Raw genomic sequence first — 24331 nt, 5'->3', positions numbered from 1 at the left:
ATGCCATTAGGCGAGAACGCCGCGAAGGCCCCGCGCGGTGGGCTTCTGGCGAGTATTGGAGCGCGCGCCGTGCGCCGTGGGCTGGCGCATTCCGATGCATGAACGCGCGATGATGGTGCGGCGCAGCACCTTGGGCGTGCAACGCTGCCTGGCCGATTGGGCCATGCTCCGGGTCAGCAACGCGACGTTGTAGAAGCCTCGGACGCAAGAACATCCGGCGAAGCGAGCCTCTGCGCGCGACGCACATCGACCGGCAGATCATTGTCTTTCGCGAAGCGCATCACGAAGTCGAATGCGTCGGCACAGACTGCGCGCAGTTCGTCGGAAACGAAAAAGCATTTGATCCCGGCGTCGATCACAGGCATCGCGAGACGCGTGCACGCGATATGAATGCCCGGCCGCTTTTCGCCGACGAAAAGCGTGATGACGCCGGCAAGACGCTCGGGCCAGTCGCCTGGCCGAAAGGTCTTCTGCGAATGCGTGATGCCCTTGATCAGATAGCCCTGAATCGCCCCTTCAATCGGCTCTTGTGTAGTCAGAGGTAGACGGTCCATGCGGGTCTACTCGCCTCCCGATGACGACCGGTCGACGTCGCTCTCGTCGCCCGGCACATCGCGAGCGGCGATCTTGAGTTGCCGGAGCTTGTGATACAGCGTCTTTTTCGGCATGCCGAGCTCGACGCTGGCTTCCGCGACGTTGCCGTTGTGACGCCGCAGCATGTCTTCAATCAGCATGCGCTCGAAGTACGCAAGCTGTTCGCCGAGCGTGCCGCCCTTGCTTGCGTTGCCGCCGGGGGTCAGCAGACTATCGCCGGTTAGTCCGAGCACGAAGCGGTCGGCGACGTTCTGCAACTCGCGCACGTTGCCGCGCCACGAATGCGTCATCAGTTCGGAAAGCTGCGACGCCGATACGATCGGCGCGGGCTGCCCGAAACGGCGCGCGGCCGCGAGCACGAAATGCTCGAACAGCAAGGGCACGTCCTCGCGCCGTTCGCGCAACGGCGGCAATTCGATCTGCGCGACGTTCAGGCGATACAGCAGGTCCGCGCGAAACTGGCCCTCGGTGGAAAGCTGCATGAGGTCGGCCTTCGACGCCGCAACGATCCGGCAATCCACCGATATAGGTTCGTTCGCGCCGAGACGCTCGACGGTGCGTTCCTGCAGCACGCGCAGCATCTTGATCTGCAACGACACCGGCATGGTTTCGATTTCGTCGAGAAAAAGCGTGCCGCCATGCGCCCATTCGATTTTGCCGATGCGCTTTTTGATCGCACCGGTGAAGGCGCCCGCTTCATGCCCGAACAGCTCGCTTTCGAAAATCTGTTCCGGCAAGCCGCCGCAGTTCAGCGCGACGAAATGCTTGTCGCGTCGCGCGCCGAACTCGTGCAGGCTGCGGGCGATCAACTCCTTGCCCGTGCCGGTCTCGCCGGTGATGAGCACCGACACCGACGTATCCGCCAGACGCAGTATCTTCTTGCGCACCTCGGCGATGGCGGGCGACTTGCCGAGTACGAGCGCCTCGATGCCTTGCCAGTTATCGAGCGCGGCGCGCAAGCCTTGTACTTCGAGCGTGAGGCGGCGCTTTTCGACGGCACGCGCCACGCGCCGCGCAATATGGTCCGACGAGAACGGCTTCTCGATGAAGTCGTACGCGCCTACCTGCATGGCGCCGACGGCGGTGGAAATATCCGCGTGTCCGCTGATCAGAACGACCGGGATTTGCGGGTCGATCGCCATGACCTTGTCGAGCAACTGCAAGCCGTCGATGCCCGGCATTCTCACGTCGGATACGATCACGAGCGGCGCGCCCGGCGCGACTTCGGCGAGCGCGTCGGCCGCGCCCGCGTAAGCGGACACGGGCAGGCCCGCGAGCTCGACGGCCTGCTGGACACCGAAGCGCACGTTCTCGTCGTCCTCTACCACGAGAACGCGAATTTCATCTCCCATCGACAACTCCCTTCGCTGACGCAAACTCGATATTGAAGCGCGCGCCGCCTTCATCGCGATTGACGGCGGAAATTTTCGCGCCGAATGCTTCGACGATACGCGACGTGATCGCGAGGCCAAGCCCGAGGCCGTGGCCTCGCGGCTTCGTCGTGACGAACGGCTCGAACAGATGCTCGAGCACTTCGGGCGCGATGCCGGTGCCGCTGTCGGCAATCGAGAACAGCACGCGGCCATTGTCGGCGGAATCGGTTGCTTCGAGCGTAATCACGCGCTGCTCCTGTTCGCGGACCGCGTCGAGCGCATTGCCGAGCAGATTGACGATCACCTGTTGCAACTGGCTCGCCTCCGCACATACCAGCGTGCCCGGCGCGATTCGCACGTCGACTTGCACGGCCTCGTCGCGGATTCGCGCATCGTAGATAAGCCGCGCGTGCGCCACCGCTTCGTTGAGCGACACGGCCACGCGCTCGACAACCGGCTTGCGCGCAAACGCTTTCAATTCGCCGGTGAGCGTGGCCATGTTGTCGACGAGACGCGACACGCGCTCAAGATTCGTGATCGCGTGCGCCGGCTGATCGCGTTCGAAAAACGTGCGCGCGTTATCGCACAGCGTGCGGATCGCGACGAGCGGCTGACTCAGCTCGTGCGTGAGACCCGCAGCCATCTGGCCGAGCACCGCGAGCTTGCCCGCATGCACGACTTCCTGCTGTGACTCGCGCAAGCGCTCTTCAGTCCGTTTGCGCTCGGCGATCTCCTGCTGCATCCGTTCGTTCGTTTGCGTGAGCGCCGCGGTACGTTGCGCGACGGTCGCCTCGAGTTCGTCGTTGGCGCGGCGCAATGCGTCCTGCGCTTTCAGCTTCTCCGCAATCGTGCGACGGCGCTGCACCGCGTAAAGCGCATAGAGGCCGGCGATCAGAAAGCCGCCCGTCACGAAGCCGAGCGCAAGCTCCTGCTGACGCCGCGCGCCCGCGACATCGAGCAGCACCATGATCGAGTCGCCCGCCTGTGGCGCGGGCCGCGACATCGCGAGATAACGCGTGGTGTGACCGGGGCGGCGCGGGTCAGGAAAGCGGCCGAGCCACGCACTTGCGCCCCACTCGCCGATGCGCCGATATTGAAGCGGCTCCACGAGGCGGCCCGCGTATTGCCGCGACGCCTGAATCTCGCGCTGCTGTTCCGAAGTGATGGGCCGCAGCGCAGTGAATTTCCACGCCGCCACGGTCGAGATGACGATCACGCCGTTGTGGTCGATGACCATCGCCACCTCATTCGGCCGGCGCCACGCCGACTCGAGTTCGTCGACGCTGATCTTCACCGCGGCCGCGCCGATCGCCTTGCCGCCGTCGCGCACCGCGCTCGCGAAGTAAAGCCCCGGAATGCCGGTATTGGTGCCGATGCCGAAGAAGCGCCCGCTGCCGCGCGCGAGTGCATCCTTGAAGTAAGGCCGGTACGACACGTTAGTCCCGACGAAGCTCAGCGGCTGGTTCCAGTTGCTCGCCGCGATCACCGAGCCTTGCAGATCGATCACGTCGACCGCGACGCTGCCCGCCTCCTGGTTGACCGCTTCGAGATACGTATTGACGCCCTGCACCAGCGCTGGGGACGCGTGCGGCCCGGCGTTGAGCAACGCACGCACGCTGTCCTGTCGCGCGACGATCGCGGGCATCATCTCGAAGCGCCCTAGTTCGCTTTTCAGGCTCGCGCCGTACAGGTCGAGCTGATGCGCGCCGGCCTCGGCGAGCGCGTCGATCGCGCGATTCCACGCGAGTTCGATTGCCGCCGCGGCCATGCCGGCATACAGCAGTGCCGCGACCGCCCACACCCACAGCGGTATCCCTCTTATTCTCACTTGATGTTCGACCTCGCGAATACCCGATGCCCGACGACGCCAGCCGCGCGCCGCACCGGAACGCGACGCGTCAGACACCATGCGCGACCGCGATCAGCGTAACCGTGACGACGATCGCACCGCCGATGCGCGTGGCGATCTGCGCGAACGGCATGAGTTGCATGCGGTTGGCCGCGGTCAGGATCGCGACGTCGCCGGTGCCGCCCTGCCCGCTGTGACATGCGTTCACGATCGCGGTGTCGATAGGGTACATCTTAAGCTTGCGGGCAACCAGAAAACCGGTGCCCATCAGCGTCGCCACGGTCGCGACGATCGTCACGATATTGGCGATGGTGAAGGCGGCCATCAGCTTGTCCCACGGCGTCATCGCGACGCCGATGGCGAACAGCAGCGGATACGTGACCGCGGTCGAGAAGAACTTGTAGACGACGAACGCGCCTTCCTGCAATTGCGGCGACACGGCGCGCGCGAGCTTGACGAGCACGGCGAGAAACAGCATCGCGACCGGCGCGGGCAAGCCGAACAGATTGCGGCACATCAGGCCGAGCAGATACAGCGTGATCGCGGTGATGCCGGCCGCCGCGATATGCGTGACGTCGATATGGCCGCGGATTTCTTCTTCGGCGGGCGCCATTTCGTCGGTCTCGCCGACTTGCAGACGTCCGTCGCCGGTGAGGTGCGGAAAGCGCTTGCCGAGCATGTCGAGCGCACCCGACAGAACGATCGCAGTGAGGCTGCCGAGCATGACGGGCGGCAGCACTTGCGCGAACAACTCGCCTTGCGGCAAGTGCATGATTTCCGAATAGCCGATCGACAGCGGAATAGCGCCTTCACCGACACCGCCGGCCATGATCGGCACGACGATATACAAAAGCGTATGGCGCGCGCCGAGCCCGAATGCCGCGCCGACCGCAATGCCGACAATGGCCGCGGCCAGCGAACCCAGCGCAAGCGGCACGAAGATCTTCACGAAGCCGCGGATCAGCACGCGCCGGTCCATGCTCAGAATGCTGCCGACGATAATCGACGCAATGAACAGATACAGGAAGTTCGTCGACTTCGTGAACTCTGTCGTGAGATGAAGAATCGGCTTGGGCAGCACGTGGTAGTACGTGAGCGCCGACGGCACGAACGTCGCGCAGATTGCGGCCGCGCCGATGTTGCGCAGAAGCGGCAGACGCTTGCCAAGCTCCGCGCAGGTGAAGCCGAAGAATGCGAGCACGGCGATTGCCATCGAAATTTCGCCCGGCATTTTGCCCGTCACCGCAAAGCCGACGATCAGCGCGAGAAGAATGAAATAGACCGGCAGCGGGATGATGCCGATGCGGTATTCCATCAGCTTCCACCAGCCTTCCGGCCAGAAGCGGGTCTTTTCGTTGGACAACGGCGCGGCTTCGAGCGCGGGCGTGGAACGCGAAGCGTCCTGGGTATGGGCGGGTGTGGACAAAACATGTCTCCTTGCTTTGGCGCGCCGCGGTGGCATGGCGGCGTCGCGTTTCGATGCGGATGTCGGCGCATCCGGCTGCGGCTCTTCGAGCCAGGTGCTGGATAAGCTCGGGGAAAACCCGGGCCGATCCGTGGAAAATATTGTGGAAAGCGGGAAGCGATGCGCGCGGGTTAGCGCCGCGCGGGTCGATGAGAGTTGGGCTGGGTCATGAGTGTCTCCGTGAGGATCTCGAATCTTGTGGATTGCGCTCTGGGCGCTCTTGTAGGGCTATAAGGCAAGGCCTATGCCAATGGCGGACTGATTGCGGATATGTTTTAAGCCGTTGATCTAGCGGGCTTTTTTGTGACGTGAGCAGACACCGCAAGCCCCGCGTTCCGAGACTTCAGAATTCGCCGCGGTGGGCAGGCTGAGAGTTCAGCCGTGAGCGTGTGGATGAGCGCGATCCTCTGACGAAAGGAGCGAGCGGCGCGAAGGCCATCTTCGATTGCGTGCTTTCGATATGCGCAAACATTGGTTGGATTTGCGCGGGCGTCGCTTTAACGTCGCGAGTTCAACGCGCACGGTGCGCCGCATCTTTCACGCAGAGAGCAAAGACCGATGACCACACGCAAAGATTCGATCGATACACGCAGGCGCCGCCTTCTGCACGGCGCCGCAGCCGGTTTGACGGGCGCCGCGCTCGGCGGCGTACTCTCGCCGATCGCGCCGTTCACGGGCGGCTTCGCGCAGGCGCAAGGCGACAGCAAGCGCATCCGCATCGGTTATCAGAAGTACGGCAACTTTGTCGTGCTGAAGGCGCGCGGCACGCTGGAAAAGCGGCTGGCAAGCGAAGGCGTCGCGGTGCAGTGGCTCGAATTTCCGGCCGGCCCGCAGTTGCTCGAAGGATTGAATGCCGGTGCCGTCGATGTCGGCACGGTCGGCGAAACGCCACCCATTTTTGCGCAGGCTGGCCGCGTGGACTTCGTTTATATCGGCAACGAGCCGCCCGCGCCGCGTGGCGAAGCGATCGTCGTCCCGCAGGATTCGCCGATTCGCACGGTGGCGCAATTGCGCGGCAAGAAGGTCGCCTTCAACAAAGGCTCGAATGTGCACTTCCTGCTCGTGAAGGCGCTGCAGCAGGCGGGACTGACGTACGCGGACATCGAGCCGGTCTACCTGACGCCCGCCGACGCGCGCGCCGCGTTCGTGCAAGGCAGCGTGCACGCGTGGGTGATCTGGGACCCGTACCTCGCCGCTATCGAACGGCAGGCGAATGCGCGCACCATCGCGAACGGCGACGGGCTCGTGCGCAATACGCAGTACTACGTCTCGGCGCGCAAGTTCGCGACGGCGCAACCGCGCCTGCTGAATGCGCTGCTGGAGGAAGTGAACGCCGTCGACAGTTGGGGACGCGACAACGTGGCCGAAGTGGCGAGCCTGCTGTCGCCGCTCGTGGGCCTCGACGCGGCCACGCTCGAAGTCGCGCTCAAGCGCACCGGCTACGGCGTACAGCCGATCACCGATGCAACCCTCGCCTATCAGCAGCAGATCGCCGACACGTTCAGCGCGCTGAAGCTGATTCCCGGCAAGCTAAGCGTGGTGGACGCGCGTTGGAAGACGAGCTGATTTGAGGATGTGCGTCCGCGCGCGCCGCATCGTGTGGCGCGCGACGCGCTGCACGTGTGAGACTACCCGGCCGTTCCGTTGTACGCTGCGCGCAGCGCCGCGACGTCGAACTTCACCATTTTCATCATCGCCTCGGCGGCGCGCCGCGCCTTCTCCGCGTCGGGGTCGCCCATCATGCCGATCACATCGTTCGGCGCGATCTGCCATGAGACGCCGAAGCGGTCTTTCAGCCAGCCGCATGCCTCGGGCACGCCGCCGCCTTCCAGAAACGCGTCCCAGTAACGGTCGATTTCCGCCTGATCGGCGCAATTGACCAGAAACGATACCGAGTGATTGAACGGGTCTTTGCCGCTCGAACTCATCGCGAGAAACGGCTGCCCGAACAGCACGAAGTCGACGACTTTCGTGGAGCCGGCGCTCGGCACCTCCGTGACGCGAACCACGCGCGAGTCCGGAAAGATGCTCGTGTAGAACGCCGCGGCCTCTTCGGCCTCGTTCAAGTACCAGAGAAACGGGGTGATCTTCTGAATCGTCATGGCGAGTCTCCTGTCAGGATCGGTCAACTGGCGGCCGAGCCGCATGCCGCTATTAGAACGACGAAGGAGGATCATCGGAATCGACACGACGGCAATAAAAAATTTTCGCCTGCCGTGCTTTCGATTTGACGCGCCACCTTCGTCGTTGCATCCGGCCGATTATAGACAGCGGAGCACTGCGCGATGTTGATAGCGATCCGGCATGATCCCCATGCACCAATCTTCATGCGGCGGCAAGGGGTTCGCCCTGGCCGCCGCTTGCGATCATGCCGTGAAGCGACGCATTAAACGATCGTCAGCGTCACGTCGATGTTGCCGCGCGTTGCGTTCGAATACGGGCAGACGATATGCGCCTTGTCGACGAGCGCCTGAGCGGCGTCGCGCGGCATGCCGGGCAATGCGATCTTCAGTTCGACTTCGATGCCGAAACCGTTCGGAATTGCGCCGATACCCACGCTGCCGTCGATCGAAACATCCGCGGGAATCGCGATCTTGTCGCGCGCGGCGACGAATTTCATCGCGCCGAGGAAGCACGCGCTGTAGCCGGCCGCGAACAGTTGCTCGGGATTCGCGCCGTCGCCGCCTGCGCCGCCGAGTTCGCGCGGCGTGGTCAGCTTGAAGTCGAGCTTGCCTTCGGGGACGATGGCGCGGCCATCGCGGCCTCCGGTAGCGTGAGCATGAGCGCGATACAGAACTTTTTCGACCGACATGGTGAAGCTCCTTAGTGAACAGGTTTAAAGTCGCCTATCTATGTACAGATAGATACGATTGCACAGTCAAACGGGTTTTATAAAACTACCACTTACATCATTCAAAGTCTATCTATCACAAGATAGACAACACACCGAAAAAAAACAGACGTGCCGCTTTCGGATATGCCCGCCTCACGTCTTACCGAGCTATCCTTACCGACGCCTCGACATCATCCAACCGGGCCTTGGTATTGAATAACCGGCTCGCCAACACGCTACCTTGAAACGCCGCAAAGAGCGCGCGCGCCGCGTTTTCAGGCTTGCCGTTCACTGCGAGCGTACCCGCTTTCGAGCCTTCCGCGAGCACCTTCGCGAGCCACTTCTCGTTCGCCTTGAAGAATGCCTGCACCGCTTGCCGAATATTGTCCGGCAATGTTTCGATGTCCGACGCCAGCATGCCGCACAGGCAGATCTGGTGCCCGTCGCCCAGCGTGCGGCCGAACAGCTTGGTGTACTTGCCGAGCCTGGCCTCAGCGGGCAACGATTCGTCAATGCCCTTGAGCGTGTTGAACACTTCGCTGCTATACGCGTTCACCGCTTCGAGAACGAGGTCGTCTTTCGACGGGAAATAGTAATGAATGCTCGACGTCTTGACGCCGACCAGGCTCGACAGGTCCCGATAGCTAAAGCCGTTATAGCCGCGCATCATAATAAGCGTGATGGCGTGCTCGAGAATCTGTTCGCGCACTGAAGTCGTCGTGTCCATGAACCGAACTCTATCTACCTGCAGATAGATTGTCAAGCACGATTGAATCGGCGGACAGCGTTGCCCGATTGGCATCGGCGAATGGTGTCGCGCGCGGCGACGGGACCGCCGCCGCGCTCTACCCTGCGCTACTGCTTGACCTCGCCAGTCCGCGGCGGCGCCGACGCGCCTTCCGGCGACATGGCATTCGCCCGCTTGTCCATCAGCGTGCCCGGCTTGTTGCCTGGCGCGCCGACGTCCGCCGGCTTATCCACGGCCTGCCCTGCCTGTCCCGGCTGGATCTGTTTTCCGCTTTGCGTACCGCTGTTCGCCGGTGCGTTACCGCTCTGTTGCGAGTAAGCCACGCTGCTCATGCAGACGATCAACGCGATGCCGGCAACCTTGAAGGTTCTCATGTCTGTCTCCCAGTTTCACGGCGCTTGCCGCCTTTTAGAAGCACAGCATGGAGCGTGCCGCGTGCGGAAGCAGGCGCGGTTATTCGATCCGCCGACGTGTGGAAATAGCCGAAGCGGTCGAAATCACGAGATCGGCGAAGCGTTTTTCGTCGCGATCGGCCTGCCAGCGCGAGCGCGCCACCGCGATATTCACCGCGCCGATGCCGCGTCCGTGCGCATTTGTAATAGCCGCCGCCGTCGAAATATCGCTCACGAAGTACTCGTCTTCCGTATGCGCGTAGCCCTGCTTGCGGATCTGCACGATCCGCTCCTTGATCTTGCGCGGCTGATAAACCGTGGAAGCCGTATAAGCGACGAGGTTCGTGCGCGACAGAATGTCGTCGATTTCGCCGTCGGGCAGCGTCGCAAGAATAGCGAGACCCGGCGCCGTGCAATACGCGGGCAGCCGCGAGCCGGTAATGACGTGCGCGTTGAATACATTGCGGCTGACGATGCGCAGCACGAACACAATGTCCGTATCGTCCAGCACCGTGAGGTTGGTCGCCTCTTCGGTCTCGGAGCCGAGTTGCTGCAGATAAGGCGTTGCGCGGCTCACCAGATCGTTCGACGTCAGATAGTGGTAAGTGAAGTCGAGAAGCCGCGGCGAGAGTTCGTATTTGCGGCTGTCCGCGTCCTTGAAGAGATAGCCGAGCGCCGCGAGCGTGTAAGTGAAGCGCTGCGTCGCACTCATGTCGAAGCCCGTGGACGCCGATATCTCGGAGAGCGACAACTGACGCTTACTGCCGTCGAACGCGGTGAGCACCTTCATCGCCTTCTCGACCGACTGCACGTAAAGCGGCGACGCGCTCGGGTCGGCTGCCTCCGCGGGCAGCTTTGCCTGCGAAGTGTTGCGCTTGCGTGCGGCTTTGGGCTCGTCGCTCATCACGTCAGTGTCTGTCTGGTTCGAACGGGAAATTATCGCATAGCCCTAATAATCCACCTCTATACGATAGCTATTGCTTGACCGTCGCGAGACGGTCCCACGCGTCTTCGGTATTGCGCGACAGCAGATGCTTCTTCACGCGCTCGCTCGCGGTCAACTCGAACGCGGAGACCGCGCGGTAATAGCGCGGCAACTGGAAGCTCGCAAGACGTTCTTGCGCCCACGCGTGCAGCGCCGGCCACGCGACCGGCTCGTCCTTGAACTGGACGTTGAGCAGGATATCCTGCTCGCCGATTGCCGACGCGACGCCAATTGCCGCGCTGGCGCGAATCGCCGGATGCGCCGCAAAAATACGCTCGATTTCCCATGCGGACACGTTCTCGCCGCGCACGCGCATGCTGTCCGTCTGCCGGCCGATGAAGAACAGATCGCCGTCCGCATCGCGCCGCGCACGATCGCCGGTGTGAAGCCGCCCGTCGCGCAGCGCGGCTTTCGTCGCATCGGGATTGTTCAGATACGTCGGCAAAAACGTGCCCTCCACTTTGCTCGACAGCACGATCTCGCCGGCTTCGCCGTCTTGCACGCGCTGCCCGTTTTCGTCGAGTAACTCGATGTCGATCCACGGCAACGCGCGGCCGATCGAGCCCGGCTTTCCCGTGAGATTGGCGGTCGCGAAGCTCGAGCATTCGGTCATGCCGTAGCACTCGCGCAGCGACACCTTGAGCCGCGCCTGAATCGCTTCCCACGACGCCGCGCTCACACCCGCGCCCCACGCGACGCGCAGCGTGTGCGCCGCCGGCTGCTCGCTCTCGGGCAACTGCATCAGAATGTCGAGCACGCCGCCGAGATAATGCAACTGAGTCGCGCCCGCGCGCTCGATCTGCGGCCAGAACTGCGATGCCGAAAAACGCGGCACCGCATGCAACGTCACGTTCTCGAGGAACGGCAGCAGCAGCATTTGCGCGCCGCCGATGTGACACAGGGGCTCCCACAGAAACAGCCGGTCGCCGTCGCGCACATCGGCGACACGCAGCGCCGCCTCGCTCGCGATGCGCATCATCCTGTGCGTGAAGACGACGCCCTTCGGCGCGCCCGTCGTGCCCGACGTGTAGATGATGCACAGCGGATCGTGCACGCCGATCGCGGGCGTCGCGAACGCCGCATGGGTGTCGCTTGTATCGAACGCAGGCAGACGCGTGCGTTGCGCCGCGCCGCAATCGAGTTGCGCGGTCACCGCGTCGAATTCATCGTCGATCACGAAGAGCTTGGGCTGTGCGTGTTGCAGCAGATAGTCGAGGCCCGCTGCACGCAGCTTCGTGTTGACGGGCACCCACACAAGCCCGCTCACATGCAGCGCGTAAATCAGGTGAATGTGTTCGGGACTATTGCCGAGCATCACGGCGACGCGATCGCCCTGTACGAGACCGCGTTCGCCGAACCAGCGCTGCAACTGCGCGACGTGCCGTGAAGCGTCTTCGCAGGTGATCGCGTGATCCTCGAAATGCACGACGGTGCGCGTGGGATCGCGGCGCAATCCTGCCGCGAGCAGCGGCACACAGTCGAGCTCGTCGTTGGCGTGCCGGTGAGCAAAATATTCTGGATAACGATGCATGTGTGAACCGGTTGAATGACCGAAAATTAGCGCGCCTTGCGCTTGAGCCAGGAAGAAACCGCGACGACGAGCGCGATCAGTATCACGAGCGTGGTTGACACGGCCGCGAGCGTCGGTGTGATGGCGAGCTGGATGTCGTCCCACATCTGCTTGGGCAGCGTCGAGTTAATGCCGCCAGAGACGAAGATCGCGATAGTCAGGTCATCGAACGAAACGAGGAATGCGAACAGGAACGCGGCGGTCACGCTTGCCATGAGGAGCGGCAACACGATCGACGTGATGCGCCGCAACGGCGACGCGCCCATCACGCGCGCGGCGTCGTCGAGGCGCCAGTCGAAGCGCTGGAAGCCTGCGGCCAGCGTCACGACGACATACGGAATAGCGAGCACGGTATGGCCGATCACGAGACCGAGGTTCGTGCCTGTCAGCCCAAAGCGCGCGAACAGATACAGCAAACCGACAGCCACCACGATACGCGGCACGATCAGCGGCGCAACCAGCAACGCGAATACGGGCTTGCTCACGCGGCGCGGCATGCGCGTCATCGCGAGCGTCGCGCCGAAGCCGAGCAGCAGCGACAGCAGCGCGGTGCCGAGACCCACTTCGAACGAACGGATCACTGCGCTTTGCCACACCGGCGAATCCATGAACGTGCCGAACCAGCGGATGCTGAAGAGCTTCGGCGGAAACGCGATGTAGTCGCTCTTCGTGAACGCATACGGGATCACGGAAAGCACCGGCACGACCAGCACGAGCATCACGACACAGGTGTAAAAACCCAGCGGGCCGAGCGCGCGCGATGCTTCGCCGGCGTGCACCTTGCGGCGCATCGTCAGCGGTGCGAAGACGCGTCCCGCGGTCATCAGCAGCGCGAGCTTGAATCCTTGCGCACGCGAGCCGCGTTGACGCTCGGCGACTTCGCCGGTCAGCGACGTGAGGCCCACCATCCGGTCGTAGATGAAGAAGATCACGATCGAGCAGACCAGCAGCACGGTCGAGAGCGCGCCGGCAAAGCGCATGTCGAAAAGCTCGAGCACCGACGAGATCACGAGTTGCGCGATCATCGTTTCCTTCGGTGAGCCGAGAAGCGCGGGCACGATAAAGAAGCCGAGGCTCGAGATGAAGACGAGCAGACCCGCTGCCGCCACACCGGGCGACGACAGCGGCAGATAGACGGTAAAGAAACTCGTGCTGCGTTCGGCGCCGAGCGTTTCGGCGGCTTGCGTCAAACGGTCGTCGATGCCGCGCATGACGGGCAGCATCGTCATCACGGCGAGCGGCAGCATCGAATGCACCATGCCGATCAGCACGCCGGTCAGCGACGGAATCGTGCCGCTCGTCTCGCGCACGAGTCCGAGCGATAGTGCGATGGTCGACAGCACGCCGGTCTTCGACAGCAGCAGCATCCACGCATACGTCTTCACGAGATAGCTGGTCCAGAACGGCAGCATCACCCACAGCAGCCAGCGTTCGCGGGCGCGCTCCGACAGACGGCTCAACAGATACGCGACCGGATAGCCGAGCACGATGGAAAGCGCCGCTGTCATGAACGAAATGGCGAAGGTGATCCATAAAACCTTCGCGTAAACCGGCGTGCGCGCGATGCGCTCGAACTGCGTGAGCCCGATCTGCCCGTCCGCGCCGACGAGTCCGCCTTGCAGAATCTCGCCGACAGGTACGATAAAGAACACGAGCAGAAACAGCAGCGTCGGCACGATAGGCAGAAAGCGCAGGCAGCGCGCGAGCCACATCGAACGGCCGCGCCGCGAGGCTTCGTTTTCGCGATGCGCGTGAAGAGCGATGGTCATTCCGATCCCTTTCAGCTATGCAGAAGCGTCGTGCGATACGGGTCCCACACGAGGCCCACCTTGTCGCCGATACGCGGCGACAAACTGCGTTCGCAACGCACGGTGAGCTCGCTGCCGTCGTTCATCGCGAGCTGCACGCGCGTATCGCTGCCGAAGAACACGACGTCCGCAATCGTGCCGTCGACAAAACCGCTGCGCGGCTCGACGAGACGCGGCGCTTCGGGCCGCACGAGCAGCGTGTGGCGCGCAGCGGAAGCCGCGCCCTTCCCGTTCGTCGCCTTCTTCGTATTCATTGCGTTCATTGCGTTCATCGGCAACGGAATGCGGCCGCCGGCTGCGAGCAGGATCGGTTCGCCGCTCGCGCCGCGCGTGTCGTCGATCGCGCCTTCGAGCAGATTCGAATGACCGATGAAGCCGGCCGCGAAACGCGTCGCGGGGCGGTCGTACAGATCGGCAGGCGTGCCCACCTGCTCGATGCGCGCCTGATTCATCAGGCAGATGCGGTCGGATAGCGTGAGCGCTTCGTCCTGATCGTGCGTGACGTACACGAACGTTGCGCCGAGCTCCTTATGCAAGCGGCGAATTTCGCCCTGCATGTGCTCGCGCAATTTTTTGTCGAGTGCGCCGAGCGGCTCGTCGAGCAGAATCACCGACGGCCGGTAGGCAAAACAACGCGCCAGCGCGATGCGCTGCTGCTGCCCGCCCGACAGTTCCTTCGGAAAGCGCTTCGCGTAGTCGGTCATGCGCACCATCGCGAGCGCGCTGTCCACAGCCGCGCGTACTTCGTCGCGCGACTTGCGGCGCATGCGCAAACCGTACGCGACGTTGTCCCACACGCTCATGTGCGGAAACAGCGCATAGCTCTGGAACACCATGCCGATGCCGCGCTTGCCCGGCTCGACGTGCGTGACGTCGCGCCCGTCGATTTCGATGCGTCCCGCGCTCGGCGCGACGAGCCCCGAGATCATCTGCAGCAGCGTCGTCTTGCCCGAACCCGAGGGACCGAGCAGCGTCAGGAACTCGCCTGCCTGCACGGCGAGATCCGTCGGTTCCAGCGCGAGAGCCTCGCCGTAGCGCTTCGCAATGCCTATCGCCTCGAGTTTGGAGCTCATCGTGCGTCCTTACGAAATGATCCACGAATTGAACCGTTCGGTGACTTTCTGGCGGTTCGCTTCCCACCATTGCGGACTCGGCAGCCGCATGTCGCGAAGATTGTCGGGCGCCGTGGGCAGCAACGTCGCACGCTCTTTCGAAATCGTCTCGAACGCTTTTTTGTTGGTCGGCCCGTAGGCGAGCGTGCGCGTGAGCAGCGCCTGGCGCTTCGCGTCGGCGCAAAAACGCACGAACTGCTTCGCCGCATCGGCACGCGGCGTGCCCTTCGGAATGCCCCAGCCTTCGATCGAATACAGCCCCTGATTCCACACGATCGTGACCGGCGCGCCCGCGTCTTTCGCGGCTTGCGCGCGGCCGTTCCATGTCGAGATCATGTCGACGTCGCCGCTCTGGATCGCCTGCATGGCTTGCGCGCCCGAGGTCCACCAGATGTTGACGTGCGGCTTGATCCTGTCGAGGCTTTTGAACGCGCGGTCGACGTCGAGCGGATAGAGCTTGTCGAGCGGCACGCCGTCGGCGAGCAGCGCCTGTTCGAGCGTGTCGAGCGGACTGCGACGCAGGCAGCGGCGGCCGGGGAATTTCTTCACGTCCCAGAAGTCGGCCCACGATTTCGGGCCGCCGTCCTTGAACTTGTCGGCGCGATATGCAAGCACCGTCGAATACACGTCGACGCCGAGCCAGTTCGGCGTGATCGCTTCGGGCATGAGCTCCGGATAATCGCTCGCTTTCAGGCCGATCGGTTCGAGCAGACCTTTTGCTTCGAGGTACGGAATATCGGCGGAGAGCGTCAGCGTGGTGACGTCCCACACGTAGTTCTTCGTCTGCACCATCGCCGCGAACTGGGCAACGGGCTGCGATTCGCGCGCGACGCTCACGACCTTGATGCCCGTCGCTTTCTCGAACGGATCGTAGAACGCTTCGCGATAGGCGGTCGTGTAGGGACCGCCCGGGTCCGACACCACGATCTGCTTGGCCTGCGCACGCGCGGCGAGCGGCAATGCGCTCGCCACGGCAAGCGCGCCGGCGCCGTGAAGGATGCGGCGGCGCGCCGCGTTAAAGTCTTGCGTCATTGTTCAGGTCTCCGCACTACGGTTGAGATTGGAACGGCTGACTTGCGGTTGCTGTGGGACGGGCCTGACTCGCAGGCCTGATTCGCGAGCTTCGTTCGCGGCGGCTACTTCGCGCGCTTGCTGAAGAACTCTTCCATCATGCGTGCAGGCTCGCCGGAGTCGTACGCTTCGCGCTGAATCCGCTCGCCCGCTTCGATGCAGTCGATGAAACCCGGCTCCGTCATTTCGCGAAAACGCTGCTTGTCGAGGCGCATCGCGACGGGCGGCTTCGCGGCGAGTTCGGTGGCGATTTCGAGTGCCTTGTCGAACACCTTGTCTTCGTCGACGAGGTGATGAATGAGGCCGATGCGATGGCACTCTTCCGCCTCCATCAAACGGCCGGTCAGCGTGAGCTCGATAGTGCGCGACATGCCGAGCATCGCGTTCATGATCCACGGGCCCGTGGTGCTCGCGATGCCCGCGTTGATCTCCGGCTGCCCCATGCGCACGCCGGGATGCCCGACGCGAATGTCGCCGAGCAGCGCCACCTGAAATGCGGAGCCGGCGGCCGTGCCGTTCAGCGCCATGACGAGCGGCTTCGACAGGCTGCGCAGCGCCGTGTAGTAACGCTGCCATTCCTTGACCCACGCGACCGCGCGTTCGCCGTCGAAATCATGCGCTTCCGACAGGTCCTGGCCCGCCGAGAACGCGCGATTGCCCGCGCCCGTCATGATGATCGCCGCGACCTCCGGGTCACGGTTGAAGCGCTCGAGCGCGTCGATGATCGTCTCGCGCATCGGCGTCGTCCACGCGTTCAGGCGCTCGGGACGGTTCAGGGTGATGACCGCGACGCGGCCGTGATTCGAGAACAGCACGTCATTGCTCATGATTTATCGCATCGCAATAGTTGATGGTGTATAGCAATATAGGCGCGTCAAAATCATGATGCAACCGGGTTTACCAGAGAGATGGAGAGGTCGACGAAAACCGGGCGGGTGCGCGTGAAGCGCGGGCGCCGGGATAGACTCAGTCGTGTTGCGAGGAGGAAGGCGCGCCGCCTGTCGTCAGATCAAAGGCGTCTGACGAACGCAGAGACTTGCGACTGCGAGGCGCATAGAAAAAAGCCGCAGACAAAGCTGCGGCCAAAAAACAAACACACACGCCGAACGTTTGGGAACGCTGACGCCTTACAAATCGTAGCCATGTTTACCCGCGCTGGAAATCGGGTATTTCGTATGAATGGTTAGCGTTGTGCCGTCAAATGCTTCTGGCGCGTGCTGTTCCCGCATGCGGCGTTTTGTGCAGGTCGCGAAAAAACAACGATCCACTCCGACGTCGGGCGCGGCGCGTCGAGCGGCCAGGCCGGAAGCTTGCTTTTGAACCTGCATTCGCGACCGGACGGCAAAACGCGAACCGGTCTCAGCGGCCGTGGCAGCCGACGAAATAGCAAGCGACGCGACGCTTTGCATTTCAGCGGCCACAGCGTGCACGAAACGCTGATGGGCCATGCAAGCGGCGGACGGACTGAAGCGCCGCTCGTTCATCATACGTTCGAGACCACAGCCGCGATGATGCAAAAGCTCGATCTCTATACCGATCTCGCTTCGATCGATCTGCTCGACAGCAACGACCCGGCTGCGATGCTGTGGCTCAAGAGTTGCATCAGCCCGCTCGGCGCGTTCGTGAAGTGGTAGGTTCGCAAGGGGAAGATCCGCGACGGTCGCGTCGGTCTGATATTGGCGCTTTACGCTTGCGCTTATACGCGGCGCAAGTACCACAAAGCGCTGGCGCTGGCGCGGCGGCGTCGCGAGCGATGACGCGCTTACTGGCAACGCTCGCAAGCGAAATGAAAAGTGCCCCGCCGATACTGGACCATGCCGCGCGATCCGTATCGCAGTGAGTGAAGACTACCGGGAGTGAGCCATGACGGTATCGATGAATGCGTGTTTCGAGGGTCCGGGCAGTTTGCGCGCGGGCACGATCGGGCTAACGCTGGCGCTCTTCGTGTCCAGCGCCGACGCCACGTCGAGTTGTCCGACGGTGATCACGACGCCCGCCGGCAGCGCGTTCGACGTCGCTTCGCTCATTTCGGACAACGGCTCGCCGCAAGCGGCGCTCGCGAAGCTGCGCACGATGTTGTCGAAGCTCGGCGGCGGCGCTCGCTGCAAGCTGCTGAGGGACGTGGTCGCGTGTAACGAAACCGTTGAGCTTGCAAAACGTGCGGCGGTCGCGCTCGAGGCATGCGCGGGGTCCGCGCCGCCAGGACCGAGCGTCGACCGGCGAGACCAGAAGCGTCCCGATCGACGCGAGTCCGCGGAATTGAGCCGATGAAGCGGTGAGGCAGCGCGGGGCTCGATCGACGGCGCAAGGATGTCGCCTGGTTGTCGATCGTGATACGACTCGCTCGTCGTATGGATGGGCCGATCCGGTCCGTCAACCTGGAGAACCCCATGCGCAAGCTCACTGTTTCGGCATTCATCAGTCTGGACGGCGTCATTCAGGCGCCCGGCGGTCCGCGCGAAGATCTCAGCGGCGACTTCCGCCTCGGCGGCTGGATCGTGCCGTATGGCGATGAAGCCATCGGCGGATATGTGCAGGAACTGCTCTCAAAGCCCTTCGAATTGCTGCTCGGACGTTGCACCTACGACATTTTCGCGGCGCATTGGCCGCAGGTGCCGGCTGGTTCGCCGAGTCGCGGCATCGCCGATCTGTTCAACAGCGTGCGCAAGCATGTGGCCACGCATCGGCCCGAGACGCTCGAGTGGCAAAACAGTCATGCGCTCGAGGGCGGTTTGGCCGATGCGCTGCGCGTGCTTAAACATGATGACGGTGCGGATCTCTTGACGTTTGGCAGTGGGAATATGGTTGGGCAATTGCTCGCTGCCGGTTTGGTGGATGAGCTGAGGCTGCTTGTGTATCCGGTGATACTTGGGCGGGGGAAGCGGCTTTTTGGTGATGACGCTGCGGCGTGCGCGTTCAGGCTGGTGCAGTCGGTGGGGACGTCGCGTGGGGTGATTATCACGCGGTATTTGCGCGACGGTGAGGTGCGGACTGGGGCGTTTGGGGAGGAAGGTTAGGTTGCTGGGCGGTTCTTGGGTACTTTGCGAAAGCTCATCTTTTATCGGAATGGCCGTCGTCGCCACCTGATCGCAACCAATCGACGAAATCCCTCATATGCACAGGCTTGTCGGCATCCAGCGGTACCAATGCAAAGTAAGTCGCTCCCTTCGAAGTCAGATCGGGAAACGGTTTTTGTAGACGCCCTGCAGTGCAATCGGCATCGAGCGTTGGGAACGGTCCGATACCAAAACCCAGGCCATCGACCACGGCCTGCAACGTCACAAAAAAGTGATCGAATCTCAAGGTACGACTGGCCCGGAGCGTGGGTTGACCGACGGCCTGGGTCCATCTCTCCCAATCGCTCGGACGCGATTCCGTGGTGAGCCATGTTTCGGCGGCAAGTTGTTCGACCGACGAGATTGTGGTTTGCGCGATCAGCGCCGGACTCGCGATCACCGTGTTGCGCTCCTCAAATAATGGCCACGCCTGATATTGCCCGGCTGCGGGTACTTCGCGACGAATCGCCAGATCGAAACTGCCACGCAGTGCGGAATCGGTCGTCAGCGTCGTGGAGACGCGCACATCCACATCCGGGCAGATCGCCGTGAACAACGGCAGGCGAGGAATCAGCCAGCGCATTGCGACCGTCGCCGCCGCGCTGACCCGGATCACTTTACGGTGCTGGCTCTTGCCATAGCGTTCCGCCGCGTCCGCAATGTGGTCGAAAGCCGCGCTGATTTCTCGGGCCAACGCTCGTGCATGCCCGGACGCGACCATGCTTTGCCCATCGCGCACGAACAGTGGCTGGCCGAGCCAGTCTTCAAGGATGGTGATATGACGGCTCACGGCGCCGTGCGTCAGGTTGAGCTCACGCGCGGCTGCGGAGTAGCTGCCCGCGCGCGCGGCGACTTCGAACACGCGCAGGGCGTTGAGTGGGGGAAGCTTCGATCGCATGTGTGAGTTTATTTAACGCAATCCGGACAATTTTGTCGGTTGTGTGAGTAGATTGATCATCATACGCTGCCGTCATTCCACTCAGAAAGGTGTCCCCATGACCCAGCAGATCACCGTCAACTCCCGAACTTATCAATTGCCCTCCGCGCCGACGATTGTGGTGTGCGTCGACGGTTGCGAGCAGGAATACATTAATCAGGCGATCCTGGCCGGCAAAGCGCCGTTTCTGGCCAGCCTGCGTTCGTTCGGCACAGTGCTGACCGGGGACTGCGTCGTGCCGTCGTTCACCAACCCGAACAATCTGTCGATCGTCACAGGCGCGCCGCCGTCGGTACATGGCATTTGCGGCAATTTCTTTTTCGACGAGGAGACGCAGACGGAAGTCCTGATGAACGACGCCAAATACCTGCGCGCGCCCACCATTCTTGCGGAGATGGCTCGCGCGGGTCAGCGCGTCGCTGTCGTTACCGCGAAGGACAAGCTGCGCAGTCTGCTCGGACACCGGCTGGAAGGGATCTGTTTTTCGGCTGAGAAAGCTGACGAAGTGACGCGGCAGGAGCACGGCATCGACAACATCCTGGCAAGAGTCGGCATGCCTGTGCCGTCCGTGTACAGCGCAGAGCTTTCGGAGTTCGTGTTTGCCGCCGGGCTTTCCCTGTTGCGCGAAGAGCGCCCTGATCTCATGTACCTCTCTACAACAGATTACGTCCAGCATAAACACGCGCCGGGCACGTCAGAGGCAAACGCCTTCTACGCGATGATGGACGACTACCTGCTGCGTCTGCACGCCGAAGGCGCCGTGTTGGCGCTCACCGCCGATCACGGCATGAATGCGAAAACCGATGCGATCGGCCGGCCCAACATCGTGTTTCTGCAAGATAGGCTCGATGCGCAATACGGCGCGCGCACGACGCGTGTTCTCCTGCCAATCACTGATCCGTATGTCGTGCATCACGGCGCGCTCGGCTCCTACGCTACGGTGTACCTGCGCGATCACGACGAACAGAAGCAGCGCGACGTGGCAGCGTTGCTCGCGGCTATCGATGGCGTCGAGGCGGTATTGACCCGTGCACAGGCTAGCGAGCGATTCGAGTTGCCGTCAGACAGGATCGGTGAACTCGTGGTGCTCGGCGAAAGGCTCACGGTGCTCGGCAGCGCAGCCGACAAACATGACCTGTCCGGGCTCACCGTGCCGCTGCGCTCCCACGGCGGTATGTCCGAACAGAAAGTGCCGCTCATTTTCAATCGCAAGCTCAGTGGCAACGACGGCACCCGGCGCTTGCGCAATTTCGATGTCATCGATCTCGCGCTCAATCACCTCGTCTGATAACGAAAAACGGCCAGCGCGGCAAAGACCGCGCTCCGCATGGAGACAGCAATGCCCACAGATACGCCTGACGCGTTGCAATACGCGTCGATCAAAGGGAGCACGACGTTCGCGCAATATAAGTGGCGTGCGTTGATCGGCGTGACGTTCTGTTACCTGTTCTACTACACCGGCCGGCAGACGCTGGGTTTTGCCGTTGCCGGTATTCAGCACGACTACGGTCTATCGAAGTACGAGATTGGCTGGATCAGCGCGACCATGCTCTGGTGCTATGCCGGCGGCCAGTTCATCAACGGCAATCTGGGTGACAAGCTAGGTGGCAAGACGATGATGATCGCCGGGGCCGTCCTGTCACTGGCGGCGAACTGGCTATTTAGTTTCGGTCACACGTTCGTGTTCTTTCTGCTGGCGTGGGGGCTCAACGGTTATTTCCAGTCGATGGGTTTCGCGCCTGGCAGCCGCCTGCTATCCAACTGGTGGGGTCACAAACATCGCGGCTTTGTCTATGGCGTTTATGTGGGCTTCTCCGGATTCTCTTCGGTGCTCGCCTACGTTTTTCCGGTCATCATTCTGGGCACGATGCAGCTCGGCTGGGTCTGGATCTTCCGTCTCGCGCCGCTGTCCATGCTGCTGGGCGCACTGGTGTTGTTGCTATTCGTTTCCGAACGACCGGAGGCTCAGCATCTGCCCGCTGCTGAAAAACCGGAAGACGCGGCCTCTCCAGCAGAATCGGAGGATGAGCTGACGAGCGCGCAGCGATACGCGCTCGTGATGAAGAACTGGAGGCTCTACATCACGGGTCTCGCAATCGGTTTCCAGAACGCGGCACGGTACGCATTGGTGGTCTGGGTGCCGGTCCATTTTCTCGGCATGGACTGGAAGACTTCATCGGCGCTGATCGACCCCAAGTGGATCACGGTCGCGTTACCGGTAGGCATGGCGCTCGGCTCGCTGTCGAATAGCTGGATATCCGACGTACTGTTTCAAGGGCGCCGCTATATGGCGATCGTCTGGTACATGGTGCTGGCCTGCGCGACGGCGATCGTCATGATGTTCGTGCCGCACGGTAGTATGTTCGCGATCGTGCTTCTGTTTTTGTGCGGCTTTTTTGTCTTCGGGCCGGCGTCCTCTTTCTGGGCCTTGTGTCCTGATATTTTCGGGCGCCGCGCTGCGGGGACAGCAACAGGTGTGCTCAACACCATGTCGTACATGTTCGCTGGCATCGGCGAACCGGTTATCGGCCACATTATCGATGCCACCGGCCATACGTCGATCATCTTTCCGATTGTCGCGGGGCTTTGCGCAGCAAGCGCAGTGCTTTCGATGCTGATCAAGCGCTGAGGAGTCGCGTCGCGCGAACCGGGATGGACTTATGACGCTTCACTGGAGAGGCGCTGCCGCGGTCTTTATGCGGTCAACCAGTGCGTCTTGCGACCCACGTCCGCTTTGATCTCAGATGTCGAAGAGGGAGACGGCTTGCGCGACGCCGGCCGCTTTCAGACGGATTTCTTCGGATATCGAAGCAAAGGGGTCCACCAGTGCCGAACTTCTTGCGGTGCTTCTGGATCTCGTCCGGCAGTTCCTGAATATTATCGAGACCTGAGCGCACAGCAACAGAAACTCTCAGTGGCGCAATGAATGGGCTTCTCGACGAAATTATCCAGGCGCATGCCCGCGAGCATGTTGTCCACCCTGACTTGACCGCTAAAGAGCGAGAAAGCGGGCTTGACGCACTGATTGAAGCCATTCGGCGATACACGAAATGACAGACTCAAAGAACCAGGCACTCGGACACGAGCACTCTTTTTTAGGAAGCTCCCACGACGAGAACGCACGCCGGACGCGCTCTGTCGTCGCACTGACGTTCATCATGATGGTCGGCGAGATAGTCGCTGGGTACGTCACCGGCTCAATGGCGTTGCTCGCTGATGGGTTTCACATGGCAACCCATGCAGGGGCGCTCGGAATCGCGGTCCTTGCATACGGATATGCAAAGCGAAACGCTGATAACCGTGCCTACAGCTTTGGGACTGGATTCGGGCCATACAGCCTTTCAAGCGGCAAACTACTCGATCGAGCGAATGACCGAAGCTGGCCGATCACGGTCCGACGTTGCACTGGCCGAGTAAGCCGCGATTGACCGGTCCGCGTCGTGCAGAAGTCGGCCCTCAACGGGCCTTCAAGTTTCTACAAAGCGGACATTGCCGCGCCGACAGATTTTTCAAAGCGCCGCTTGCGCGACTTCTGTCAGACGCGTTGCCGCCCCGAACCCTGGTTCCTAGTTTTCCGCCGTGACCACGAGCCGTTCGGGCGCAAGCACTCCCTCGCCCGGCTTCGCGACACCGAGCAGGCGGCCCTGCGCCGCCGCGTAGACTCGCACGCGCGACGCGTTCATCGCCTCGCGGCTAACGTTCAGTTCCGCGAGTTTCAAGCGCTGGCCGTGCAGAAAGCGGCGCGTCGCGTCCTCGTCGAGATGCACGGACGGGAACGTCGACAGCAACGCGTCGACCGGTTGGAGCCACGCATCGCGTTCGCTTTCCGTTGCGTCCGACAACGCGTCGAGCGTCACCGAATGCTCGAGCGTCAACGCGCCGACGCCGGTGCGCCGCAACGCGACCAGATGCGCGCCGCAGCCGAGCGCCTCGCCGATGTCCTCGGCCAGCGTGCGCACGTACGTGCCCTTGCTGCACGTGACGCGAAATGTGACGTCGGGCAGCGCGCATGCGAGCAGTTCGAGCGCGTGGATCGTCACCTCGCGCCCTTCCCGCTCGACGGTCTGACCCGCGCGCGCATATTCATAAAGCGGCTTGCCGTCGCGCTTGAGCGCCGAATACATCGGCGGGACCTGAACGATGTTGCCGAGGAATCCGGGTAAGGTCGCCAGCACCGCCGCTTCGTCGCAGGTCACCGCGCGCGTGTCGACGGGCTCGCCTTCGGCGTCGCCGGTCGTCGTGCGAATGCCGAGGCGCATGGTCGCCTCATAGGTCTTGTCGGCCTCGAGCAGATCCTGCGAGAACTTGGTGGCTTCGCCGAAACAGAGCGGCAGCAGGCCCGTGGCAAGCGGATCGAGCGTGCCGGTGTGGCCCGCCTTCTTCGCCAGATAGAGGCGTTTGGCGCGAATCAGTGCGTCGTTGCTCGACAACCCGAGCGGCTTGTCGAGCAGCAGCACGCCGTCGAGCGCGCGGCGCGGCACGCGGGGGCGTTGAGGTGCGGTCATGTCGGAAGAGGAATTTGATAGTGAAGCCGGATC

The 24331-nt window shown here is 62.6% G+C and carries 23 protein-coding genes and 1 pseudogene; 7 read left to right on the top strand and 17 right to left on the bottom strand.

Going from position 1 to position 24331, the window contains the following annotated elements:
- Positions 1-173: 173 nt before the first annotated feature.
- The 4 genes from AB6809_RS18180 to AB6809_RS18165 are packed head-to-tail and all read right to left on the bottom strand — an operon-like array spanning position 174 to position 5242.
- Entirely contained in the window at positions 174-554 is a 381-nt protein-coding gene (locus AB6809_RS18180; RefSeq protein ID WP_029969264.1) for a DUF3579 domain-containing protein, read from the bottom strand.
- A gap of 6 nt (positions 555-560) precedes the next feature.
- A complete protein-coding gene (locus tag AB6809_RS18175; protein WP_029969263.1) occupies positions 561-1946 on the bottom strand; it encodes a sigma-54 dependent transcriptional regulator in 1386 nt (461 codons plus the stop codon).
- Complete coding sequence (locus AB6809_RS18170; protein WP_310034297.1) at positions 1936-3876, bottom strand: ATP-binding protein; 1941 nt, start codon at positions 3874-3876, stop codon at positions 1936-1938. The genes AB6809_RS18175 and AB6809_RS18170 overlap by 11 nt, the downstream gene beginning before the upstream one ends.
- Positions 3866-5242 (bottom strand): 2-hydroxycarboxylate transporter family protein, encoded by a 1377-nt coding sequence (locus AB6809_RS18165; protein WP_006051075.1) that lies wholly within the window; start codon positions 5240-5242, stop codon positions 3866-3868. Before AB6809_RS18165 ends, AB6809_RS18170 begins: the two co-directional genes overlap by 11 nt.
- 597 nt (positions 5243-5839) lie before the next feature.
- On the opposite strand from AB6809_RS18165, the gene AB6809_RS18160 reads away from it, so the two are divergent.
- Positions 5840-6847: a sulfonate ABC transporter substrate-binding protein gene (locus AB6809_RS18160; RefSeq protein WP_029969261.1), complete on the top strand. Its 1008-nt coding sequence runs from the start codon at positions 5840-5842 to the stop codon at positions 6845-6847.
- Between the two features lie 62 nt (positions 6848-6909).
- On the opposite strand, the gene AB6809_RS18155 is transcribed toward AB6809_RS18160, so the two are convergent.
- From AB6809_RS18155 to AB6809_RS18105, 11 genes are all read right to left on the bottom strand, one after another.
- Entirely contained in the window at positions 6910-7383 is a 474-nt protein-coding gene (locus AB6809_RS18155) for a VOC family protein (protein WP_029969260.1), read from the bottom strand.
- A gap of 284 nt (positions 7384-7667) precedes the next feature.
- Positions 7668-8093 carry an organic hydroperoxide resistance protein gene (locus tag AB6809_RS18150; protein WP_006051078.1) on the bottom strand — a complete coding sequence of 142 codons (426 nt, stop codon included), beginning with the start codon at positions 8091-8093 and terminating at the stop codon, positions 7668-7670.
- A 181-nt stretch (positions 8094-8274) separates the two neighbouring features.
- Positions 8275-8841 carry a TetR/AcrR family transcriptional regulator gene (locus tag AB6809_RS18145; protein ID WP_029969258.1) on the bottom strand — a complete coding sequence of 189 codons (567 nt, stop codon included), beginning with the start codon at positions 8839-8841 and terminating at the stop codon, positions 8275-8277.
- Positions 8842-8969: 128 nt separating this feature from the next.
- Entirely contained in the window at positions 8970-9236 is a 267-nt protein-coding gene (locus tag AB6809_RS18140; RefSeq protein WP_029969256.1) for a hypothetical protein, read from the bottom strand.
- A gap of 79 nt (positions 9237-9315) precedes the next feature.
- Positions 9316-10158: an IclR family transcriptional regulator gene (locus AB6809_RS18135; protein ID WP_006053140.1), complete on the bottom strand. Its 843-nt coding sequence runs from the start codon at positions 10156-10158 to the stop codon at positions 9316-9318.
- A 70-nt stretch (positions 10159-10228) separates the two neighbouring features.
- Positions 10229-11770, bottom strand: a complete 1542-nt coding sequence (locus AB6809_RS18130) for an AMP-binding protein (protein WP_029969253.1) — start codon at positions 11768-11770, stop codon at positions 10229-10231.
- A 26-nt stretch (positions 11771-11796) separates the two neighbouring features.
- Positions 11797-13578 (bottom strand): ABC transporter permease subunit, encoded by a 1782-nt coding sequence (locus AB6809_RS18125; RefSeq protein WP_029969251.1) that lies wholly within the window; start codon positions 13576-13578, stop codon positions 11797-11799.
- 11 nt (positions 13579-13589) lie between these two features.
- Positions 13590-14690, bottom strand: a complete 1101-nt coding sequence (locus tag AB6809_RS18120; protein WP_029969249.1) for an ABC transporter ATP-binding protein — start codon at positions 14688-14690, stop codon at positions 13590-13592.
- 9 nt (positions 14691-14699) lie between these two features.
- Complete coding sequence (locus tag AB6809_RS18115; protein WP_006053144.1) at positions 14700-15761, bottom strand: ABC transporter substrate-binding protein; 1062 nt, start codon at positions 15759-15761, stop codon at positions 14700-14702.
- Positions 15762-15865: 104 nt separating this feature from the next.
- Positions 15866-16627 (bottom strand): enoyl-CoA hydratase/isomerase family protein, encoded by a 762-nt coding sequence (locus tag AB6809_RS18110; RefSeq protein ID WP_006053145.1) that lies wholly within the window; start codon positions 16625-16627, stop codon positions 15866-15868.
- Positions 16628-16927: 300 nt separating this feature from the next.
- A complete protein-coding gene (locus AB6809_RS18105) occupies positions 16928-17248 on the bottom strand; it encodes a hypothetical protein (protein WP_310034307.1) in 321 nt (106 codons plus the stop codon).
- Here AB6809_RS18105 and AB6809_RS18100 point away from each other — a divergent pair.
- The 3 genes from AB6809_RS18100 (at position 17240) to AB6809_RS18090 (ending at position 18817) form a co-directional block, all read left to right on the top strand.
- On the top strand, positions 17240-17434 hold the full coding sequence (locus AB6809_RS18100; RefSeq protein WP_310034309.1) for a hypothetical protein: 195 nt from the start codon (positions 17240-17242) through the stop codon (positions 17432-17434). The genes AB6809_RS18105 and AB6809_RS18100 overlap by 9 nt on opposite strands.
- 229 nt (positions 17435-17663) lie before the next feature.
- Entirely contained in the window at positions 17664-18071 is a 408-nt protein-coding gene (locus AB6809_RS18095; protein WP_029969247.1) for a hypothetical protein, read from the top strand.
- Positions 18072-18190: 119 nt separating this feature from the next.
- The gene (locus tag AB6809_RS18090) at positions 18191-18817 is read left to right on the top strand and encodes a dihydrofolate reductase family protein (RefSeq protein ID WP_029969245.1); all 627 of its coding nucleotides are present in this window, start codon (positions 18191-18193) and stop codon (positions 18815-18817) included.
- Positions 18818-18851: 34 nt separating this feature from the next.
- Here the strand turns inward: AB6809_RS18090 and AB6809_RS18085 are convergent, their stop codons facing one another.
- On the bottom strand, positions 18852-19754 hold the full coding sequence (locus AB6809_RS18085) for a LysR substrate-binding domain-containing protein (protein ID WP_029969244.1): 903 nt from the start codon (positions 19752-19754) through the stop codon (positions 18852-18854).
- A 97-nt stretch (positions 19755-19851) separates the two neighbouring features.
- Here AB6809_RS18085 and phnA point away from each other — a divergent pair, with 97 nt between their 5' ends.
- The 3 genes and pseudogenes from phnA to AB6809_RS18070 form a co-directional block, all read left to right on the top strand.
- On the top strand, positions 19852-21081 hold the full coding sequence (gene phnA / locus AB6809_RS18080; RefSeq protein WP_029969242.1) for a phosphonoacetate hydrolase: 1230 nt from the start codon (positions 19852-19854) through the stop codon (positions 21079-21081).
- A gap of 51 nt (positions 21082-21132) precedes the next feature.
- Positions 21133-22422, top strand: coding sequence for an MFS transporter (locus AB6809_RS18075; protein ID WP_029969241.1), 1290 nt, complete (start codon positions 21133-21135; stop codon positions 22420-22422).
- A gap of 421 nt (positions 22423-22843) precedes the next feature.
- Positions 22844-23116: pseudogene (locus tag AB6809_RS18070) on the top strand (cation transporter); the annotation flags it as partial.
- Positions 23117-23359: 243 nt separating this feature from the next.
- On the opposite strand, the gene truB reads toward AB6809_RS18070, so the two are convergent.
- Entirely contained in the window at positions 23360-24298 is a 939-nt protein-coding gene (gene truB / locus AB6809_RS18065; protein ID WP_006053157.1) for a tRNA pseudouridine(55) synthase TruB, read from the bottom strand.
- Positions 24299-24331 lie beyond the last annotated feature (33 nt).

The organism is Paraburkholderia sp. RCC_158, assembly GCF_041355255.1.
Lineage (GTDB): Bacteria > Pseudomonadota > Gammaproteobacteria > Burkholderiales > Burkholderiaceae > Paraburkholderia > Paraburkholderia graminis.
Note: the sequence above shows the minus strand (reverse complement) of the source record. Positions and strands in the feature narration are given on the sequence as shown.

Coding starts and splice junctions, on each gene's coding strand:
- AB6809_RS18180 (WP_029969264.1), bottom strand. CDS start 554: ATGGACCGTCTACCTCTGACTACACAAGAGCCGATTGAAGGGGCGATT.
- AB6809_RS18175 (WP_029969263.1), bottom strand. CDS start 1,946: ATGGGAGATGAAATTCGCGTTCTCGTGGTAGAGGACGACGAGAACGTG.
- AB6809_RS18170 (WP_310034297.1), bottom strand. CDS start 3,876: ATGGTGTCTGACGCGTCGCGTTCCGGTGCGGCGCGCGGCTGGCGTCGT.
- AB6809_RS18160 (WP_029969261.1), top strand. CDS start 5,840: ATGACCACACGCAAAGATTCGATCGATACACGCAGGCGCCGCCTTCTG.
- AB6809_RS18155 (WP_029969260.1), bottom strand. CDS start 7,383: ATGACGATTCAGAAGATCACCCCGTTTCTCTGGTACTTGAACGAGGCC.
- AB6809_RS18150 (WP_006051078.1), bottom strand. CDS start 8,093: ATGTCGGTCGAAAAAGTTCTGTATCGCGCTCATGCTCACGCTACCGGA.
- AB6809_RS18145 (WP_029969258.1), bottom strand. CDS start 8,841: ATGGACACGACGACTTCAGTGCGCGAACAGATTCTCGAGCACGCCATC.
- AB6809_RS18140 (WP_029969256.1), bottom strand. CDS start 9,236: ATGAGAACCTTCAAGGTTGCCGGCATCGCGTTGATCGTCTGCATGAGC.
- AB6809_RS18135 (WP_006053140.1), bottom strand. CDS start 10,158: ATGAGCGACGAGCCCAAAGCCGCACGCAAGCGCAACACTTCGCAGGCA.
- AB6809_RS18130 (WP_029969253.1), bottom strand. CDS start 11,770: ATGCATCGTTATCCAGAATATTTTGCTCACCGGCACGCCAACGACGAG.
- AB6809_RS18125 (WP_029969251.1), bottom strand. CDS start 13,578: ATGACCATCGCTCTTCACGCGCATCGCGAAAACGAAGCCTCGCGGCGC.
- AB6809_RS18120 (WP_029969249.1), bottom strand. CDS start 14,690: ATGAGCTCCAAACTCGAGGCGATAGGCATTGCGAAGCGCTACGGCGAG.
- AB6809_RS18115 (WP_006053144.1), bottom strand. CDS start 15,761: ATGACGCAAGACTTTAACGCGGCGCGCCGCCGCATCCTTCACGGCGCC.
- AB6809_RS18110 (WP_006053145.1), bottom strand. CDS start 16,627: ATGAGCAATGACGTGCTGTTCTCGAATCACGGCCGCGTCGCGGTCATC.
- AB6809_RS18100 (WP_310034309.1), top strand. CDS start 17,240: ATGGGCCATGCAAGCGGCGGACGGACTGAAGCGCCGCTCGTTCATCAT.
- AB6809_RS18105 (WP_310034307.1), bottom strand. CDS start 17,248: ATGGCCCATCAGCGTTTCGTGCACGCTGTGGCCGCTGAAATGCAAAGC.
- AB6809_RS18095 (WP_029969247.1), top strand. CDS start 17,664: ATGACGGTATCGATGAATGCGTGTTTCGAGGGTCCGGGCAGTTTGCGC.
- AB6809_RS18090 (WP_029969245.1), top strand. CDS start 18,191: ATGCGCAAGCTCACTGTTTCGGCATTCATCAGTCTGGACGGCGTCATT.
- AB6809_RS18085 (WP_029969244.1), bottom strand. CDS start 19,754: ATGCGATCGAAGCTTCCCCCACTCAACGCCCTGCGCGTGTTCGAAGTC.
- phnA (WP_029969242.1), top strand. CDS start 19,852: ATGACCCAGCAGATCACCGTCAACTCCCGAACTTATCAATTGCCCTCC.
- AB6809_RS18075 (WP_029969241.1), top strand. CDS start 21,133: ATGCCCACAGATACGCCTGACGCGTTGCAATACGCGTCGATCAAAGGG.
- truB (WP_006053157.1), bottom strand. CDS start 24,298: ATGACCGCACCTCAACGCCCCCGCGTGCCGCGCCGCGCGCTCGACGGC.